Source organism: Caulobacter sp. P4_E5, from assembly GCF_056401555.1.
Window position 1 is genome coordinate 1 of record NZ_JBFUJD010000094.1, and the last position, 18,288, is coordinate 18,288.

13 protein-coding genes are annotated in these 18,288 nt (G+C 67.0%); 3 read left to right on the forward strand and 10 right to left on the reverse strand.

Annotation, left to right across the window (positions count from 1 at the left end; genetic code table 11):
- Positions 1 to 407 precede the first annotated feature (407 nt).
- Positions 408 to 2,102, reverse strand: a complete 1,695-nt coding sequence (locus AC1DSO_RS21820) for a GH39 family glycosyl hydrolase (RefSeq protein WP_477070804.1) — start codon at positions 2,100 to 2,102, stop codon at positions 408 to 410.
- A gap of 221 nt (positions 2,103 to 2,323) precedes the next feature.
- On the opposite strand from AC1DSO_RS21820, the gene AC1DSO_RS21825 reads away from it, so the two are divergent.
- Entirely contained in the window at positions 2,324 to 4,411 is a 2,088-nt protein-coding gene (locus tag AC1DSO_RS21825; RefSeq protein ID WP_477070805.1) for a beta-galactosidase, read from the forward strand.
- Between the two features lie 21 nt (positions 4,412 to 4,432).
- Here AC1DSO_RS21825 and AC1DSO_RS21830 read toward each other — a convergent pair whose 3' ends face one another.
- Together AC1DSO_RS21830 and AC1DSO_RS21835 are read right to left on the reverse strand one after the other, a co-directional pair.
- Positions 4,433 to 5,008, reverse strand: coding sequence for a gluconate 2-dehydrogenase subunit 3 family protein (locus tag AC1DSO_RS21830; RefSeq protein ID WP_477070806.1), 576 nt, complete (start codon positions 5,006 to 5,008; stop codon positions 4,433 to 4,435).
- Positions 5,008 to 6,756, reverse strand: a complete 1,749-nt coding sequence (locus tag AC1DSO_RS21835) for a GMC oxidoreductase (RefSeq protein ID WP_477070807.1) — start codon at positions 6,754 to 6,756, stop codon at positions 5,008 to 5,010. Before AC1DSO_RS21835 ends, AC1DSO_RS21830 begins: the two co-directional genes overlap by 1 nt.
- Positions 6,757 to 6,933: 177 nt before the next feature.
- Between AC1DSO_RS21835 and AC1DSO_RS21840 the strand changes: the two genes are divergently transcribed.
- Positions 6,934 to 7,764, forward strand: coding sequence for a 3-keto-disaccharide hydrolase (locus tag AC1DSO_RS21840; protein ID WP_477070808.1), 831 nt, complete (start codon positions 6,934 to 6,936; stop codon positions 7,762 to 7,764).
- A 403-nt stretch (positions 7,765 to 8,167) separates the two neighbouring features.
- Here AC1DSO_RS21840 and AC1DSO_RS21845 read toward each other — a convergent pair whose 3' ends face one another.
- Genes AC1DSO_RS21845 through AC1DSO_RS21865 form a run of 5 tightly spaced genes read right to left on the reverse strand, consistent with a single transcriptional unit; the run spans position 8,168 to position 13,005 of the window.
- Positions 8,168 to 8,527: a c-type cytochrome gene (locus AC1DSO_RS21845; protein ID WP_477070809.1), complete on the reverse strand. Its 360-nt coding sequence runs from the start codon at positions 8,525 to 8,527 to the stop codon at positions 8,168 to 8,170.
- A 33-nt stretch (positions 8,528 to 8,560) separates the two neighbouring features.
- Positions 8,561 to 9,616, reverse strand: coding sequence for a sugar phosphate isomerase/epimerase family protein (locus tag AC1DSO_RS21850; protein WP_477070810.1), 1,056 nt, complete (start codon positions 9,614 to 9,616; stop codon positions 8,561 to 8,563).
- Positions 9,613 to 10,755 (reverse strand): Gfo/Idh/MocA family protein, encoded by a 1,143-nt coding sequence (locus AC1DSO_RS21855; protein WP_477070811.1) that lies wholly within the window; start codon positions 10,753 to 10,755, stop codon positions 9,613 to 9,615. Before AC1DSO_RS21855 ends, AC1DSO_RS21850 begins: the two co-directional genes overlap by 4 nt.
- Complete coding sequence (locus AC1DSO_RS21860; RefSeq protein WP_477070815.1) at positions 10,755 to 11,729, reverse strand: sugar phosphate isomerase/epimerase family protein; 975 nt, start codon at positions 11,727 to 11,729, stop codon at positions 10,755 to 10,757. Before AC1DSO_RS21860 ends, AC1DSO_RS21855 begins: the two co-directional genes overlap by 1 nt.
- A gap of 13 nt (positions 11,730 to 11,742) precedes the next feature.
- Positions 11,743 to 13,005: an MFS transporter gene (locus AC1DSO_RS21865; protein ID WP_477070812.1), complete on the reverse strand. Its 1,263-nt coding sequence runs from the start codon at positions 13,003 to 13,005 to the stop codon at positions 11,743 to 11,745.
- A gap of 179 nt (positions 13,006 to 13,184) precedes the next feature.
- Between AC1DSO_RS21865 and AC1DSO_RS21870 the strand changes: the two genes are divergently transcribed.
- On the forward strand, positions 13,185 to 14,192 hold the full coding sequence (locus tag AC1DSO_RS21870) for a LacI family DNA-binding transcriptional regulator (protein WP_477070813.1): 1,008 nt from the start codon (positions 13,185 to 13,187) through the stop codon (positions 14,190 to 14,192).
- Between the two features lies 1 nt (position 14,193).
- On the opposite strand, the gene AC1DSO_RS21875 is transcribed toward AC1DSO_RS21870, so the two are convergent.
- Together AC1DSO_RS21875 and AC1DSO_RS21880 are read right to left on the reverse strand one after the other, a co-directional pair.
- Entirely contained in the window at positions 14,194 to 14,967 is a 774-nt protein-coding gene (locus AC1DSO_RS21875; RefSeq protein WP_477070816.1) for a 3-keto-disaccharide hydrolase, read from the reverse strand.
- A gap of 166 nt (positions 14,968 to 15,133) precedes the next feature.
- Positions 15,134 to 18,004 carry a TonB-dependent receptor gene (locus AC1DSO_RS21880; protein ID WP_477070814.1) on the reverse strand — a complete coding sequence of 957 codons (2,871 nt, stop codon included), beginning with the start codon at positions 18,002 to 18,004 and terminating at the stop codon, positions 15,134 to 15,136.
- Positions 18,005 to 18,288 lie beyond the last annotated feature (284 nt).

The window sequence follows — 18,288 nt, forward strand, 5'->3', positions numbered from 1 at the left end:
GCTCCTAAAGAGTAAGCCGTGCGACCTGACGAGGTCGCCGGGAACCGCCAGCGGCCCCGCTCAACCTATCCCCATCGCCGCTTCGGGCCGGATCCAAGCGCCCTCCCCTTGCGACGGGGACAGCTGTGAGTATGGGGCGGGGCTGAACGCGGATCATTCAGACGCGCGTAAAATCGACAAGCGGTTGATTTCGCTGGGTTCGATCTCGCGAACGCCGGGGATACAGGCGCTTCAATCCCCGTACTTGCCCCCCTCCGCGCCTGCGGCGCTCCTCCCCCGGAGGGGGAAGAAGGGCGCTGCGCCAACCTTCCGCCCCCTCCGGGGGCGGACGACCACGCGACGCGTGGTCAGGTGGGGGCCTGCGGCGTTGGCCGGCGAGAACTCCTTCTGCGCCTATCAACCCGCAACTACGRCCGAGACCCCGGCTTCTCCAGCACCAACAGCGACACCCCCTGGCGGGCCAGCTGGAAGGTCAGCGTCAACCCGTCCTTGGCGCGCGTAGGCGGCGTGGTGTCGATCTCCGCCAGGGCGCTGGCCTGTTCCAGGGCGTCGTACTGCGGCTTAGTCGGGGCCATCGGCGAGCCCATCCGTCGCCAGGCGCCGTAGACATTGCCGTGTTCCTCGTCCACCCGGTACTGGACCAGCTTGGCCCCGGCGAAGGCGCGCGGCAGGTTCTTGAGCACCAGCTGGACGTCCGCCGCCGGCCCCGGCACGTCGTCGTCGTGATAGTTCCAGACCATCACCGCCAGGCGGTCTGAGCCCAGGCTGGCCAGGGCCCCGACATCGGGACGCCCCCGCACGCCCTTGGCGACGATCTCGTCCAGCGGGATCTGGCCCGAGCTGACCGCCTCGACCCGCTCGGGGCCCATCAGGCTGAACATCCGGAACACATTGACCACCGCCAGGTCCAGGCCGTTGCTGGACAGCTGCCGGAAGCCCGCGAAATAGGGCTGGTCCTCGAACTCGAAGGCCCAGGTCAGGGCGCCGTCCAGGGTGACGCCACGCTTGGCGGCCAGGTCGTGCTTACGGGCGAAACTGGCGGCGGTGTAGCTGGAATAGACCGTGCCGTTTCGGTAGCTGAAGCTGGGTCCCTGGCAGGCGGCGCAGCCTTCGGGATCGGACTCGCCGATCACGATCGGCTTGCTCTTCAGCGCCGGCCGCGCCGCGATCATACCGAAGCCCTTGTCGATGCCGGCCAGCTGCGTGGCGATCCCCATCTGCACATGGCCGTCGACAAAGCGCGGCGAGCCCTTGGCGTGGAAGGCCAGGAAGTCGGTCGGCGTGCCCTTCTGGCCGGTCGCGTAGTTGGTCCCGTCGGTCACGTGGGTGAGGAAGTCCTCCATGAACTGACCGCCGCTGCCGGCTACGTCCGGTCCGCCGACCTTGGCGGTGGGCAGGGCCCGGCGGACGCCGGCGACGGCGTAGTCGTGCAGCTTGTGGAACTCCTGCGGCGTGCCTTTCCAGTAGGCGGGACCGTTCGGCTCGTTCCAGACCTCGAAATACCAGGTCTCGACCTCGGCCTGGCCGTAGCGTTCGACGCAATGGCGGACCCATTGATAGGCCAGCTCGGACCACTTGTCGTAGTCCTTGGGCGGATAGCCCCAGCCGCCGCTGATCAGGTTGTAGTCGAAGCCCGGCCGCCAGGCATGCTGGTACGGCTCGGGATGGGTCGACAGCGCCTGCGGCATGAAGCCGATCTGGACGTAGGGCCGCACGCCCTTGGCCAGGTAGGTGTCGAACAGGCGGTCCAGGATCGTCCAATTGTAGATCGAGCGGCCGTCAGCGTCCTCGGTATAGACATTGGTGCTGCCCCACTTCAGCGCGGGCGTGCCGTCGCCGGTGTTCAGCAGATTGTGGGTGCGGAAATAGACCGCCTTGGGCTTCAGCGCGCCCAGGTGGTCCAGCAGCTTGCGGCCGTCCTTCATGGTCGCGTAGTTCGGCTCGTCGGCCCCGAAGAACCGCCAGATCGGCCGCAGCTCCCCCATCGGCTTGGCGGCGTCGACGGTGATGGACACCGGCATGGCGGCGGGCGCCTGGGCGAAGGCCGGCGATCCGATCGACAACAGGGCCGCCACTAGCCCGACACCGACAGTCCTGCGCATGTCTCCGCCCTCCCGATTGGCGTCTTGCTTGACGCCCTTCGACATGACCTAGCACGGATGATCGCGCCGGCCATCGCAATTGTAAGACAAAAGGAAGGCGCACCAAGCTCGAGCGTCGCAGCCGCCTCTGTCGCCTTGCATGCGGTGAAGACGGGGAGACGGTCATTGACTTGCCAAAGGGGCCACCGACTATTAGTCAGACAATAACTAGGGAGGCAGGCATGCTTAGACTCGACCGACGCCTGTGCGCCGCGGCGCTGGCGCTGTTGTTCGCGATGGGGGGCGAGCGGACCGCCACCGCCGCCGCCAAGCTTCCCGACACCATCCTGTTCGGCGTCGCCTATTACGACGAATACACGCCGACCGATCGCGTCGAGGAAGACGCCCGGATGATGCAGGCGGCGGGGATCACCGTCGTCCGGATCGCCGAATCCACTTGGGGTACGCTGGAACCCCAGCCGGGGGTCTACGACTTCCGCCACGTCGATCGGATGCTGGCGGCGATGCATCGGCACGGGATCAAGGTCATCGTCGGCACGCCGACCTACGCCGTGCCCACCTGGCTGGCGCGCGAGCATCCCAATGTCCTGGTCGTCACGCCCAAGGGCCGCGCCGAGTACGGCTGGCGGCAGAACATGGACATCACCGACCCCGACTACCGCCGGGCGGCCGAGCGGGTGATCGTCGCCCTGGTCGACCACGTGAAGGACCATCCCGCCGTCATCGGCTATCAGGTCGACAACGAGACCAAGGCCTACAAGACCAGCGGCCCCAATGTGCAGGCCGCCTTCGTGGAGTCCATGAAGCGTCGCTGGCCCGACCTCGAGGCGATGAACAAGGCCTATGGCCTCGACTATTGGAGCAACCGCATCAACCGCTGGGAGGACTTCCCGTCGGTCAACGGCTCGATCAACGCCAGCCTGTCCAACGCCTTCGCCGAGTTCCAGCGCGGCCTGGTCACCGACTTCCTGGCCTGGCAGGCCGACCTCGTCCGAGCCCACGCCAAACCCGGGCAGTTCATCACCCACAATTTCGACCTCGCCTGGCGCGGCCATTCGTTCGGCGTCCAGACCGAGGTCGATCACTGGAAGGCCGCCAAGGCGCTCGACGTCGCCGGCATCGACATCTACCACCCCAGCCAGGACAAGCTGACCGGCGCCGAGATCGCCTTCGGCGGCGACCTGACCCGCTCGATGCGCAATGGACAGAACTATCTGGTGCTGGAAACCGAGGCCCAGGGCTTCCCGGAATGGACGCCCTACCCCGGCCAATTGCGGCTACAGGCTTTCAGCCATCTGGCCTCCGGCGCCAACATGGTCGAGTACTGGCACTGGGCCAGCACCGCCAACGCCATCGAGACCTATTGGCGCGGCGTGCTCTCGCAGGACTACCGGCCCAACGCGGTCTACGAGGAAGCCAAGACCATCGGCGCGGACCTCAAGCGGCTGGGCCCCAAGCTGGTCAACATGAAGAAGCGCAACCGCGTCGCGCTCTATGTCAGCAACACCGCGCTGAGCGGCTTCGACGCGTTCAAGATCAGCTCGGACGTCGACTACAACAGCGTCATGCGGCCGTTCTACGACGCGCTCTATCGCATGAACGTCGAGGTCGACATCCTGTCGCCGACGTCCGCCACGCCGCTTAGCGACTACAAGCTGATCGTCGTCCCGGCGCTCTACGCCGCCAGCGACGCCGAGATCGAGCGGCTGAACGCCTACGCCAAGGCCGGCGGCCACCTGATCTATACGTTCAAGAGCGGCTTCTCGGACGAGAACACCAAGGTGCGCTACACGCCCCAACCGGGCGGGATCACGCAGGCGGCGGGGGTGCGCTACGAGCAGTTCACCAAGCCCGAGGGCGTCAGCCTGGACGGCGACCCGTTCGGCGTCGGCGACAAGGACAACACGGCCCGCTGGTGGATGGAGTTCCTGACCCCGACCACGGCAACCGTGGTGGCGCGCTACAAGCATCCGTCCTGGCCGGCCTACGCGGCGATGACGCGCAACACCTATGGCCGGGGCGAGGTCAGCTATGTCGGCTTCATGCCGACCGACGCGATGATCGAGAAGATCCTCGCGGACGAGGTCAAGCGCGCCGGCGTCGAGCTCCCCGAGACCCGGTTTCCGGTCATCATGCGCGGCGGCGCCCTGCCGGACGGCCGCGCCGTGCGCTACGTCCTGAACTATTCCGCCTCGCCCCAGCAGGTGACTAAAGGTCTGGGCGGCGGGACCGAACTGCTGTCGGGCCGCCCGGTGAAGGACACGCTCGATTTGCCGCCCTGGGGCGTGGCGATCATCGAGCAGCGCTGATCGACCGCCGCCTCGCCATTATCACCGCAGTGCCCAGGCGCGGCCGATCTCCGCCAGCGGCACGCAGCCATGATAGGCTCCGGGCACGGGCTCGTACTTCAGCGCCACCGTCGCCCCAGGCTCGGACGTGAAATAGCCCACCGTCACCAGGTCTTCGAGGGCGGGGAAGAAATGCGGCTCCGCGGGAGTTAGGGCCCGAGCCGCCGTGGCTTCCTGATCATAGCGGGTCAGCTGCTCGACCTGCTGCTGCGGCGTCAGCGCGACGAAGGCGTCACCATGGGTGGCGCGGGCGTCGGCGTCGATGCGGGTCAGCCCCGCCACGAACCGCTCCGCCTGGTCCTTGTTGTAATAGGTGGCCACGGTGCGATCGATGAACTGCGGCACGCCAGCGTCGCGAGCGCCGGGCGTCTCGGTGGCGGGGATGATCAGTTCGGCCACCACGTCGACCAGGCGGGCCTGGTCCTGGGTCAAGGCCGTGGGGGTCCAGGCCAAGGTCGTCGGCGCCGGCGCGGCCGCCATGGCGCGCTCGGCCCAACCGGTCGCCGCCAGCCCGACCGTCAAGGCCAGGCCGCGGATCGTGTCGCGTCGGCTCAGCATCACAGCTCTCCCCTCTTGCGCGCCTTGACCGCGTGGTCGGCGGCCCGCGCGGTCAGCGCCATATAGGTCAGGGACGGGTTCACGCACGACGCCGAGGTCATCGCCGCCCCGTCGGTGACATAGACGTTCTTGCACTCGTGGACCTGGTTGTGGGCGTTCAGCACCGAGGTCTTGGGATCGCGGCCCATGCGCGCGGTGCCCATCTCGTGGATGCCCAGCCCCGGGGCGTATCCGTCGTCGCGACCTTTGACGTTCTTGAAGCCCGCCGCCTCCAGCATTTCCGCCGCGGCGGTCTGCATGTCGCGGCGCATGGCGATTTCGTTCTCGCGGATGGTGACGTTCATCGACAGGGTCGGCAGGCCGAACTCGTCCCTGACGTCGCGGTTGAGGGTGATGCGGTTGTCCTCATACGGCAGGATCTCGCCGAACCCGCCCAGGCCCATCGTCCAAGGGCCCGGCTGGGTGAGCGCGGCCTTGCGCGCAGCCCCGAAGCCTCGGTCGGCGGTGGCCCGGTGGCCAAGATCGCGATCCCACCCCGAGCGGCCGGCGCCGCCCTGGTAGCCAAAGCCGCGCAGATAGTCGTTCCGCTTGGTCGCAGCGTCGCCGAGGTTGCGGAAGCGCGGCACATAGATGCCGTTCGGCCGGCGGCCGGAATAGTACATGTCGGCGAAGTCGGGCGCTTCGCCGCTGGCTCCAACGCCCAGGTGATGGTCCATGACGTTGCGGCCCAGCTGGTCGCTGCCATTGCCGAAGCCGTTCGGGAACCGCGAACTGGTCGAGTTCATCATGATCCAGGCCGAGTTGAAGGCCGAGGCGCACAGGAACACGACGTCGGCGTAGAACTCCTCTTCCTGGCGGGTGTTCGCATCGAGGATGCGCACGCCCGTCGCCTTGCCCGCCTTCTCGTCATAGATCAGCGAGGTGACGATCGAGGCGGGCCGGATCACCAGGTTGCCGGTGCGCTCGGCCGCCACCAACCCGCCGGAATTCGAGCTGTAGTAGGCGCCGAACGGACAGCCGCGCATGCACATGTTGCGGTACTGGCACTTGGTGCGGCCCAGGCTGAGCTGCTCCTCGGTCGGCTCGGTCAGGTGCGCGGCGCGGCCGATGGTGACCCGGCGCTCGGGGAAGCGCGCCTCGGACTTGGCCTTGAAGGCCTTCTCGACGCAGTTCATCTCCATGGGCGGCTGATAATGGCCGTCGGGAAGCTGGGGAAGGCCCTCGGCCTGGCCTGAGACGCCGATGAAGCGCTCGACATGCTCGTACCAGGGCGCGAGCTCCTCGTAGCGGATCGGCCAGTCGACGCCGATCCCCTCGCGGGCGTTGGCCTCGAAGTCGATCGGGCTGTGGCGATAGCTCTGGCGTCCCCAGGTCAGCGACCGGCCGCCGACGTGATAGCCGCGGATCCAGTCGTAGCGGCTTTCCTCGGTATAGGGGTTCTGGTCGTCACGGACGAAGAAGTGCTTGGTATACTCCGTCATCGTGTAGCCGGTGCGCTTCTGGACGGCATAGTGCGYGTTCAGCTCGTCCTGCGGCAGTTGCCCTTGCGGGTACTTGGTCTGCCACGGATCCATCACGGCGGTGGGATAGTCCTCGAGGTGGCGGACCATCGGGCCGCGCTCCAGCACCAGGGTCTTGAGGCCCTTCTGGGTCAGCTCCTTGGCCGCCCAGCCGCCGGTGATTCCACTGCCCACCACGATCGCGTCATACGTGTTTTTCCGACGCGCGCGGCCGTTCACATTGGCCATATTCACTCCCTTCGCAGTCCGCTCGATGGACCGCGCCGGTATGCTTACGCAACACGACGCCCCGACCTCGATGAACCCTCATTCTTGCCTGGAGGCTTCCATGAAATGGGTTACATTGCAACAAAGCTCGGCATTTCGCTGCAAAATCGCCGCGCCCCTGGGAGGAACAAGGAAGCCATGACCGAACACACCGTTTGGGCGCGTCGCGCCGCCGTGGGATTGCTGCTGGGCGGCCTCGTGCTCGGCGCCAGCGCGCCAGCGCTCGCCCAGGACATGACGGCGGGCGCCTGGAAGTCTCTGTTCGACGGACGCACCCTCGACGGCTGGACGCCGAAGGTCGCCAAGCATCCGGCCGGCGAGAACTATCACCAGACCTTCGTCGTCGATCACGGCGCCATCCGAGTGTCCTATGCCGGCTATGACAAGCTGGACGGCCAGTTCGGCCACCTGTTCTACAAGACGCCGTTCAAGGCCTATCGCCTGCGCCTCTCCTACCGCTTCCTGACCGAGGGCGGCCTGGCGGACACGCCGGTCTGGGCGCGCAGCAACAGCGGCATCATGTTCGCCAGCCAGAGCCCTGAAAGCATGACGGTGGAGCAGCCGTTCCCCGTCTCCGTCGAGTTCCAGCTGCTCGGCAAGGACGGCGAAGCGCCCCGCCCGACCGGCGCGGTCTGCACGCCGGGCATCACCATCACCATCGACGGCGCCAAGGTCAAAGAGCACTGCACGCCGTCGGCCAACGCCCCGACGATCCCCAACGGAACCTGGGTCAAGGCCGAGCTGGAGGTCCGGCCGAACGGCGAGGTCTTCCAGAAGATCAACGGCGTGGTCGTCCACCACTATGCGGGCATGACCTTGGATCCCGATGATACGGTCGCGGGCGGCGCCAAGCCCTACATCCTGGCGCGTGGCGCCGTACCCGTGACGGAAGGCTATATCGCCCTACAAAGCGAGGGCCATCCGATCGAGTTCAAGGACGTCGAGATCCAGGAGCTGACGGCGCGCTAGGGTCAGGAGACATTCACTGCGCGTTGAATCTACACGCCTTCCTGGGCCTTGCGCCCAGGACCCAGCGTTCAGATCCAACGGAATTGAGGCCGAGTTCAGGGCCTTTCGGCCGCGCAGACCCAAAGAGTCCACGTCTGCCTCGAACATGGGTCCTGGGCACACGGCCCAGGAAGGCAGTGGGATTTTTACCTGCTCCAGATGATGTCGATTGGCCTTAGGGTCAGGCCTCAACTGAAGTCTTCTATTCCATTGTCATCCCGGGCGAAGGACCGCGTAGCGGGCCGTAGACCCGGGACCCAGGGGCGATCGCACTGCGCCGGCCCCCTGGGTCCCGGACAGCCTCTGCGAGGCTTCCGGGATGACGCGAGGGTTATGGCTTTTGCCGCCGAGCCCCCGGGGAGGGCTACTTCTTCAGCGAGCCCAGGTACTGCACCACGGCGGCGCGGTCCTCGGCGCTGGGCGCGCCGATCAGCATCTTGGTGCCGGGCACCAGCTTCGCCGGTCCTTTGAGGAAGGTGTCGATGGTCTCGGGCGTCCAGGTGATGTTCGCGGCCTTCATCGCGCCGCTATAGGCGTAGCCGGCGGCCGTGCCCGCCTTGCGGCCGACGACGCCGGCCAGGGGCGGCCCCATCTTGCCCGGCGCGGGCTGGACCGAGTGGCAGACCGAGCAGCGCTGCTCGAACACCGCCTGGCCCGAGGGGGCGGCGACGGCGCCGGTCGCCATGCCGGTCAGAACGGCGGCGAGCATGAACTGGAACTTCATAAAAGGAACTCCGTCAGAGGTTTGGCGGCGACTCTAGAGACCCAATAGACGCCGATTGCGGTCGCCATCGGGCGCGCTGCCGGCGAAGTCGTCGAACGCGCGGTCCGTCACCTGGATGATATGGTCGCGGATGAACGGCGCGCCTTCGCGGGCGCCTTGCTCAGGGTGCTTCAGGGCGCACTCCCACTCCAGCACCGCCCAGCCGGCATAGTCGTATTGGGCCAGCTTCGAGAAGATCGCCTTGAAGTCCACCTGGCCATCGCCCAGCGACCGGAAGCGCCCAGGCCGCTCGGCCCAGCCCTGGTAGCCGCCATAGACGCCCGATTGGGCCGACGGACGGAACTCAGCGTCCTTGACGTGGAAGGCGCGGATCCGCTCGTGATAGCGGTCGATGTAGCCGAGATAGTCCAGCTGCTGCAGCACGAAGTGACTGGGGTCGTAGAGGATGTTGGCGCGCGGATGGCCGCCGACCTCGTCCAGGAACCGCTCGAACGTCGCCCCGTCGTGTAGGTCCTCGCCCGGATGGATCTCGTAGCAGACGTCGACGCCCTCATTGTCGAAGACGTCCAGGATCGGCTTCCAGCGGCGGCCCAGCTCGGCGAAGGCTTCCTCGACCAGGCCCGCGGGCCGCTGCGGCCAGGGATAGAAGTACGGCCAGGCCAGGGCGCCCGAGAAGGTGGCGTGGGCGTTCAGGCCCAGGCGCCGGCTGGCGACGRCCGCGGCCTTCAGCTGTCCCACCGCCCAGGCCTGGCGCTCCTTCGGCTTGCCGCGCAGCTCGGGCGGCGCGAAGCCGTCGAACAGCTCGTCATAGGCCGGATGGACGGCGACCAGCTGGCCCTGCAGGTGGGTCGACAGCTCTGTGATCTGCAGGCCATGGCTGGCGAGCAGCCCGGCGATGTCGTCGCAATAGGTCTGGCTCTCGGCGGCCCGCGCGAGATCGAAGAACGAGTCCGCGCCGCCCGTCGGCATCTGCACGCCGACATAGCCGAGGTCGGCGACCCAGGCGGCCATGGTTTCCAGCTTGTCGAACGGCGGCTCGGCGCCGATGAACTGGGCCAGGAAGATACCGGGCCCCTTGAGCGTCTTCATCGCCCCTCTCCTTCAAGCAGCACCCAGCCGGCGTCGGCGCGGCTGGCGGCGACGGCGCGCTCGACGAAGGCCATGCCACGCACGCCCTCGGCGATGTTTGGCACGAGCCCCGCGTCACGCCCTTGGATGGCGTCGGCGAAGTCGCGGTAGATGTTGGCGAAGGCCTCGATGAAGCCCTCCGGGTGACCGGTCGGGATCCGCGTCACCGCCTGGGCGCCCGCGCCCAGATAGGCCGAGCCCGCGTGCAGCACCTGGGACGGACCGTCCAGCCAGTCCAGCGTCAGCTCCGTATGGCGCTCATGCGACCAGGTCAGGCCGCCCTTCTCGCCATAGACGCTGATCTTCAGGCCGTTGCGCGCGCCCGCCGAGATCTGCGAGGCGATCAGCACGCCGCGAGCGCCGCCCTYGAACCGCAGCAGTACGTTGCAGTCGTCGTCCAGGTTCCGCCCCGGGACCACCGTGGCGACGTCGGCGCACAGGCGCTCGACGCGGGCGCCGGTGATGAACTCGGAAATGTTGAAGGCGTGGACGCCGATGTCGCCGATGCAGCCGCCCACACCCGACTGCGCCGGGTCCGAGCGCCAGTCGGCCTGCTTGTTGCCTTCCCGCTCGAGCGGCCGCGACAGCCAGCCTTGCGAATATTCGACGACCACCTTGCGCACGGCGCCGAGATCGCCGCGCGCCACGATCTCGCGCGCCTCGCGAACCATCGGATAGCCCGTATAGGTGTAGGTCAGGCCATAAAGCTTGCCGGAGGCGGCGACGATGTCCGCCAGCTCCCGGGCCTGGGCCAGGTTCAAGGTCGCGGGCTTGTCGCTGATCACGTGCAGCCCGCCGCGCAGCGCGGCGGCGGCGACGTCGAAGTGCAGGTGGTTGGGCGTGACCACGGCGACGAGGTCGACGCCGTCGTCTCGCCCGCGCTCGGCCGCGATCATCGTGTGATGGTCCGGATAGACCCGATCGCGCGGCACGCCCCAGTCGTCGGCGGCCCGCGCGCTCTTTTCGGGATCGCGGCTGAACACGCCGGCGGTCAGCCGGATACGGCCATCCAGCTCGGCGGCCATGCGATGCACCGGCCCGATGAACGAGCCGGGACCGCCGCCGACCATGGCCAACCGCAGAGGCGCCCGTCCGCTCATCAGGCCGTCACTTTCGCCAGATAGTCGAAGCTGATCTTGGCCGACTCCAGCCGGCTATGGGCGAACGGCGGCTCCTGTTCGACATAGAAGCCCCGAACCCCGGCGGCGTAGGCGGCCGGCAACAGCTTGGTCCACGGGATCATGCCGGCGCCGACCTCGGTCGGATCCTGCTGCAGGACGAAGTTGGGCTTGGTGCTGGCCTTGATGTCCTTGACGTGCATCTGGGTAAAGCGGTGCGGATGCGCCTTCAGCAAGGCGAACGGATCCTTGCCGGCCGCCGTGACCCAGCCGACGTCCATCTCGAAGGTGACGAGGTTCGGGTCCGTGCCCTTCAGCAGGATCTCCATGCCCGTCGTGTCGCCGCCCTTTCCGTCCTTTAGCGGGGCGAACTCGAAATTGTGGTTGTGATAGCCGGTCGCGATGCCGGCCTTCTTCAGGACGGCGGCCTTCTCGTTCAGGAAGTCGGCGTTCCACTTCCAGTCGTCGGCCGTCATCTGCGCGCCGGCCTTGCGCAGATCGGCGCCCAGGCGGTCGGGGATGTAGAGGATCGGCATGATCGCCGCCTTCACCCCGATCACGTGCAGCTCGTCGGCCAGCTTGGCCAGATCGCCGCTGAAGCTGGGGCCGTTGGCGCCCTTGGGCGAGATGTGGGCGCTGGGGCAGACCAGGCCCGCCTTGTCGAAGGCGGCGCGCAGCTCGGCCGGCGTGCGGCCCAGATAGCCGGCCAGCTCCACCGACTTGAAGCCGATCTTGGCGACCGTGGCGAGCTGAGCGTCCAGGTCCTTCTGGAGGTCCGGACCCAGGGTGTAGAGCTGGATGCCGACCGGCAGCTTGTGGCGCTGGAAGAACGGAGCCTGCGCCGCGGCGGCGCCGGTGGTCCAGGCCGCGCCCAGAGTGGCCGCGCCGGCGGCGAGAAGGCCGCGGCGGGAGAGATCGACGCCGGTGGCGGAAGCGTTTGCGCGCACGAGGGCTATCCTTTTCTGAGGACTAGAGCTGGACCGGGGTGACCGCCGCGGCGGGCGGGGCTTCGTCGCGTTCGGCGACCGGTCCACGGGTCGGCGGCTTGAAGAACACAGCCAGCAGGCAGACGGCCGCCAGCGCCAGGCCGGTCGGGACCAGGAACAGGGTGGTGTAGTCGACCACGGCGGCGCCGTCGGCGCCGGTGTGGCTCAGACGTCCAACCAGCGTCGGGAACAGGAAGCTGGCCGCCACGTTGCCGACGCCCAGGATCAACAGGTTGAACAGGCCTTGGGCGCTGGAGCGGACGTCCTTGGGGAAGACCGCGTCCACGAAGATGTACACCGTGGCGAAGAAGAAGGCGTAGCAGATCCCGTGCAGCAGCTGCACGGCCACGATCACCGGGATGCTGTCGGCGAAGAAGGCGAACACCGCGAAGCGCGCGGCATGGCCCAGGACGCCGATGATCATGGTGACCTTCCAGCCCAGCTTCGCCAGCACGCGACCCAGCAGGAACATGGTCAGGATCTCGGCCACTTGGCCGAGGCTCAGCACCACCATGCTGAGATTGCCGGCGATCCCGACCCGGTTGGTCAGGAAGGCGTCGGCCATGACGAAGTAGCCGTTGTGGATCACTGAATCGATGAAGGTGACGACGAACAGCACCAGCACGAACGGCGCGCCCAGCAGCTTGAACGCGCGGCGCCAGGCCAGCTTGTCGATCCCCGCCACGTCCTTGCGCGGCGGCGTGTGCGGCAGGGTCAGGGCGTAGGCCGCGAACGCGAACGAGATGATCGCCGCCACCAGGAAGATCCACCGCACCTGTTCGGCCCCGGCGTGGGCGCCCAGCAGGAAGACGAAGGGCCAGCTGACCAGCACCCAGCCGACCGTGCCGCCCATGCGCACCCCGCCGAACTCGCCGGCCGGGTCGCGCAGATTTGCGAAGGCGATCGAGTTGGTCACCGACAGGGTCGGCACATAGACCAGGCTGAAGATCAGGTAGCAGGCGAAGAACGGCCAGAAGCTGGTCGAAAGCGCCGTGCCCACCAGGGCCAGGCCGCCGATCAGGTGGCTGATGGCCAGGAACCTTTCGGCGGAGAAGTTGCGGTCGGCGAACTGGTTGGAGAAGAAGATCCCGACCAGGGCGGCCACGCCCCAGGCGCTGCCGACCAGCGATTGCTGCCACGGCGCGAAGCCCAGCATGCCCATGTAGGGGAATATCTTGGGCGCCCAGGCGCCCCAGATCGCCAACTGGAGCACCATCATCAGAAAGAGCCGGAAGCTCGTCTTCATGGTCCTGGCCCTCCCCGACCAGCTTGGACGGATGTTTCGGCCCTTTTGGACCGCATCCGCTCCGATGTAATCGAAATCATCGATAACAGGGGTCCGTCAAACCGGCAACCGGGTAACGTCGCTTCGGACCGGCGAGCTGCGCCTTGCAAAGCCGGCGGCATGTCGCCAGTGTCGCGCCAATGGCCACCATTCAAGATGTTGCGCGCGACGCCGGTGTCTCGACCGCGACGGTTTCGCGGGTGTTCAGCGCGCCCGAACTCGTGCTGGAGCCGACCCGGCTGAAGGTGATGGAGTCCGTCACCCGCCTCGGCTACGAGCCGAACTTCGCGGCCAAGAGCCTGCGCACCCTGCGGACCGAGAAGATCCTGGTCACGGTGCCGGACATCTCCAACCCGTTCTTCTCGCAGGTGATCCGCGGCGTCGAGGAAGCCGCCCTGGCGGCCGGCTACTCCGTACTGTTGGGCGACACCCGCCACGAGGAGGCGCGCGAGGAGCAGTACGCGGCCATGTTCCGCCGCAAGGAGGCCGACGGCCTGATCTTCCTGGGCCACCGCCTGCCCGACGTCCTGGCCGACATGGTCGCCGCCAAGGGCGCGCGCACGCCGATCGTCAATGGCTGCGAGTTCCGCCCCGGCCTGGCGGTGTCCAGCGCCCACATCGACAACGAAGGCGCCGCCGCCGAGGTGGTGGAGTATCTCTACGGCCTGGGTCACACCCGCGTCGGAGCGGTGACTGGCCCGCTGGCCAGCCCGATCAGCAGCGACCGCCTGGCCGGCGTGCTGTCGGCGGCCCAGCGCCACGGCCGGGCCAGCGCCCTGCGCATCGCCATCGGCGACTTCTCGATCGAGTCCGGCGTCCGCCAGGCCGGCGAGCTGCTGGACGAGCCGGGCCGACCGACGGCGATCTTCTGCTTCAGCGACGAGATGGCCATGGGCGCGCTGGAGGCGATCCGGCAACGGGGCCTGCGCTGTCCGGCGGACGTGTCGCTGGTCGGCTTCGACGACATCCGCTTCGCCCAGTACCTGGAGCCGAAACTGACCACGGTCAGCCAGCCCATGGAGCAGATCGGTCACGAGGTCGTGCGACTGCTGCTCGACATCCTGGCCGACCGCGCCAGCGCCTTGCAGAACGTCACCCTGCCCCACCGGCTGGTTGTCAGGGCGAGCACGGGCCCGCCGCCGGCGTAGACTAAGGACGCGGCGGGATCTCGCGGACCCAGATGTTGCGGAAGCTGATCGGCGCGCTGGGATCGCCGTGGGCCTGGAGCTTGATCGGCGCAGGGCCGTGCGCCTTGTAGGCGGGCTTGCCGATATAGACGGTCTCGCCGGCCACGGTGGCGTTGTCCTGAACCAGCACGCCGTTGTGCAGCACGGTCACCGTCGCGGGTCTGGCAATCGCGCCGTCGGCGCCGAAGACCGGAGCCCGCCAGACGATATCGTAGGTCTGCCACTCGCCCGGCTTGCGGCTGGCGTTGGCCAGCGGCGGATGCTGCTTGTAGACGCTGGCGGCCTGGCCGTTCACGTAGGTCGCGTTCTCGTACGAGTCGACAATCTGCACTTCGTAGCCGTGATCGCCAGGACCGGTGGACGCCAGGAAGACGCCGCTGTTGCCCCGCGCCTGACCCGCGCCCGTGATGTCGGCCGGAATGCGCCATTCCAGGTGCAGTTGGTAATCGCGGAAGGCGCGCTTGGTCTCGATGTTGCCGCGCGTCTTGTCGACGGTCAGCACGCCGCCGGCGACGGTCCAGCCGGCCGGCGACTTGTCGTTGGTGGAGACCCACTGGTCGAGGCCGTGGCCGTCGAACAGCACCAGCGCGTCCGACGGCGCGCCGCCCGCCTCCCGCGCCGGCGTGACCACCGGCGGCGTCGGCTTCCAGATCTCGGTCTCTTCAGGCTTGGTCTGGGCCCACGCCAGCGATCCGGCCAGCAGGCCGCCGAGGCCAAGCAGCGCGGACACGCGCATCACGCTCTTCGATTTCATGTCGGTTCGTCGCTCCAAGCAGTGGGCGTCGGCACCATAGACGCCGAGGCGCGGTCCGCCAGAGTCGAAAAAGCGCCGGTGAGGCCGTGGCCCCACCGGCGCTGGATTCACGAGCGGAGGGAAGGCGTCGGCCTCCCCTCCTGAAGTCCTAGAACTTGCCGCGCACGCCGAACTTGATCGTCCGGCCATTGAACTTGGCGTAGTCCATCCGCGACTTGCGGCCGTCGCCGTAGCGACCGCTCACGTCGTCGAAGTAGTCCCATGTCAGGGCGTTGGTCAGGTTCAGCGCGTCGAGCCGCACTTCGATGCTGTCGTTGATCTTGTAGGTCACGTTACCATCGAGGAACCCGGAGCCGGCGTGCCAGCGTTGCAGGTCCGAGCCGTTGTTGGTGGTCTCGATGATGTTCTTGGCCTTGTAGTTATAGGACAGGCGGAGACCGAACGGCCCCCTCTCGTAATAACCAGTCAGGCTGTACGAGTACTTCGGCACCGTGTTGACGTTGATGATCTTCCCGCCGGTGGTGGTGTAGTTGTAGCCCGACGTGTTGACGTGGGTGAAGCTGGCCAGGGCCCCCAGACCGCTCCAGATGCCGGGCAGGAAGTCGAACGACTGCTGATAGGCCAGTTCGTAGCCGTCCAGCTTGATCGTGCCCTGATTGTAGTAGGTCGCCAGGGTGATCGGCAGGTTCGGATCGACCTTGCCCGTCGCCGGATTCTGGAAGATCGGCCCAAGCGCGGTGTCCGGCAGGCCCAAGGACGAGAAGGGCACGGTGGTCGTCGTCGACACCGTGGTGTCCTTCAGCTCCTTCTTGAAGAACCCGGCGCTGAGGATACCGCCGCGCCCGAAGTACCACTCCACGCCGGTGTCATAGTTGGTCGAGATCTGGGGCAGCAGGTCCGGATTCCCCGACGTCGCGCGCGTGTCGTAGATGTTGGGGATGACCGTGTTGCCCGCGATGATCGACAGCGAGGCGCGGGTGATCGTCTTGCCCCACGACCCACGCCAGGTGAGCTTGTCGGTCAGGTCGTAGGCGAAGCTGGCCGACGGCAGGGTGTTCTTGTACGAGCCGTCGGCCTTGTTGGGCACATAGGTCGTCACCGTACCGTCGGTCTTGCGCAGGTAGTTGTCGATATCGGTGTTGGTCTCGGAATAGCGCACCCCGACATTGACCCGCAGGGTGCGGTCGAAGACCTGACCCTTGAGGTCGGTCTGGACGAAGGCCGTCTTGATCTCTTCCTCAGCGCCGAAGCTGGCGTTGAAGTCGGGCGGCGTGGCCTTGGCCAGATTGATCGGGTCGAAGGTGCTCATCATGTAGGCGCGGTCGAAGGTCGCCCAGGCCTGCGGATAGCCCGATCCGATCACCAGGTTGTCGATCGGCACATCGTGCAGCATGGCCGCGCGCAGGCCGGCGGCGCCGATCGAATTGATCTTGGCGGTGCCCGCGGCGCTGGCGTTGCGCTTGGTCGTGTTCTTCTTCGTCGAGACATAGGACAGGCCGCCCCTCAGGTGACCTTCAACGCCGAACAGGCCGTAGTCGTAATCGGCGATGAACTTGGCCGTCTTTTCCTTGTCGATCTCGCGGCGCCAGTCGAAGCCGACGCCGAAGTCCTGGTAGTTGGCCGGGTTGGTGAAGTCGACGCCCGGCGCCGACAGGGCCGGATAGACGTGGTCGTCGGTGAAGTCGATCGTCGAGGTCACGCCGTAGAGGTTGGTGAGCAGACGGTTGCCGGTGAAGAAGGCGTCGCTCTTGCTCAGGCTGCCCTGGGCGGTCAGCTTCAGCCGGTCGGTCAGCTGATAGTTGGCGTTGAACGAGACCATCTTGAATTTGGTCTCGGCGTTGTAGAAGTAGCTCTCGCCCAGATAGGACGTGTTGCCGAACGTGCCTTCCAGCAGGTTCGACTTCGGATCCAGGGTGACATTGATCGGCACGAGGCCGTTGTGGCCCGGGGCGCCGGCCTGGGCGGCCGTGTTGGTGGTCTTCGAGTTCCGGATCGGCAGGCCGAAGGTGTATTCGTCCAGCGAGTCCGTCAGCTTCGAATAGAGGCCGTCGACGCTGATGTTCAGCTTGTCGTTCTGGTACTGCAGCGACCCGACGGCGCCGGTGCGCTCACGCGTGTTCTCGCCGCCGTAGTAGCGATAGAAGCGCGGCAGATAGCCGTTCTCGATCTGAGCCCGGGTCAGGCTGCCGGGATTGTAGCGCGGATCGGCGAAGTCCAGCGTGACCGCGAACGGCCCCTTGTTCGGCGACAGGCTGCCCAGGGCGTGACTGTTATAGCCGCCCGTGGCCTCGAAGCCCGAGCGGTTGTTGACGCTCTGGGAGTGGGCCACGGCCAGCAGGGCGCCGAAATTGCCCCAGGTGTTGGAGATCAGGGCGAAGCCGGCCGGATCCAGGTGCTTGGACTTGTCGTTGTACGACCCCACCACCTGGTAGCGGATGGCGCGACCCGGATGGTCGAACGGACGCGGCGTCTGCAGGTCGACGACCCCGCCGATCCCGCCTTCTTCCAGCTCGGCCAGCGGCGTCTTGTAGAAGTCGACCCGTCCGAACAGCTCGGAAGCAAAGACGTCGTAGTTGAAGTCGCGCGACGAGCCGCCGACGTTGCTGGACGAGGTCGTCCGCACCGGCGCGCCGTTGATGGTCGTGACGTTGTAGTCCGAGCCCAGGCCGCGGATCGAGATCCGCTGGCCTTCGTTGGAGGCGCCGTCGCGGCCCAGGTAGACGCCGGGAATGCGCTGCAGCGCCTCGGCGACATTGGCCTCGGGGAACTTGCCGATGTCCTCGGCCACGATCGAGTCCCGGACGCCGATCGCTTCCTTCTTCAGGCCCAGCGACTTTTGCAGCGAGGACCGGAAGCCGGTGACGACCACCTCCTCGATGGTGTCGTTCGCCGCGTCCTTCCGCGTGTCGCTCGCCTTGGCGGTGTCGCGGGCCGAGGCCGCGTCCTGAGCCCAGGCCGTCGTCGCGACGCCGCCCATTCCCAAGGCCAGAATCGTCGTCAGCAGCAGTTGTTTCTTCATGGTGTCCCYCCCCTCGCGGCGCTTGTCGGCCGCGCAGATTCCCCGTCCCCCTCGATCGATCGAGGGAGCTGTCCGCCCGTGGCGGCGCGTTTCAAATTCGAGAACAGACGCGGTGCGCGCTAAGCGGCAGAGTCCCGCTTCATCGGTCTAGGCATGTTTCCTCACGGTCGAGCTTTTCGCTTCTGACGCTAGGCGTAACACATAGCGAAGCGCGCCAACATATAGAGGAACGGCATTTGTATGATTTTTCAGGTTAAGGCGCGTTTCAGCGACCATTGTTGCGC

Coding starts and splice junctions, on each gene's coding strand:
- AC1DSO_RS21845 (WP_477070809.1), bottom strand. CDS start 8,527: ATGAAGTTCCAGTTCATGCTCGCCGCCGTTCTGACCGGCATGGCGACC.
- AC1DSO_RS21875 (WP_477070816.1), bottom strand. CDS start 14,967: ATGCGCGTGTCCGCGCTGCTTGGCCTCGGCGGCCTGCTGGCCGGATCG.
- AC1DSO_RS21870 (WP_477070813.1), top strand. CDS start 13,185: ATGGCCACCATTCAAGATGTTGCGCGCGACGCCGGTGTCTCGACCGCG.
- AC1DSO_RS21880 (WP_477070814.1), bottom strand. CDS start 18,004: ATGAAGAAACAACTGCTGCTGACGACGATTCTGGCCTTGGGAATGGGC.
- AC1DSO_RS21830 (WP_477070806.1), bottom strand. CDS start 5,008: ATGCTGAGCCGACGCGACACGATCCGCGGCCTGGCCTTGACGGTCGGG.
- AC1DSO_RS21840 (WP_477070808.1), top strand. CDS start 6,934: ATGACCGAACACACCGTTTGGGCGCGTCGCGCCGCCGTGGGATTGCTG.
- AC1DSO_RS21825 (WP_477070805.1), top strand. CDS start 2,324: ATGCTTAGACTCGACCGACGCCTGTGCGCCGCGGCGCTGGCGCTGTTG.
- AC1DSO_RS21865 (WP_477070812.1), bottom strand. CDS start 13,005: ATGAAGACGAGCTTCCGGCTCTTTCTGATGATGGTGCTCCAGTTGGCG.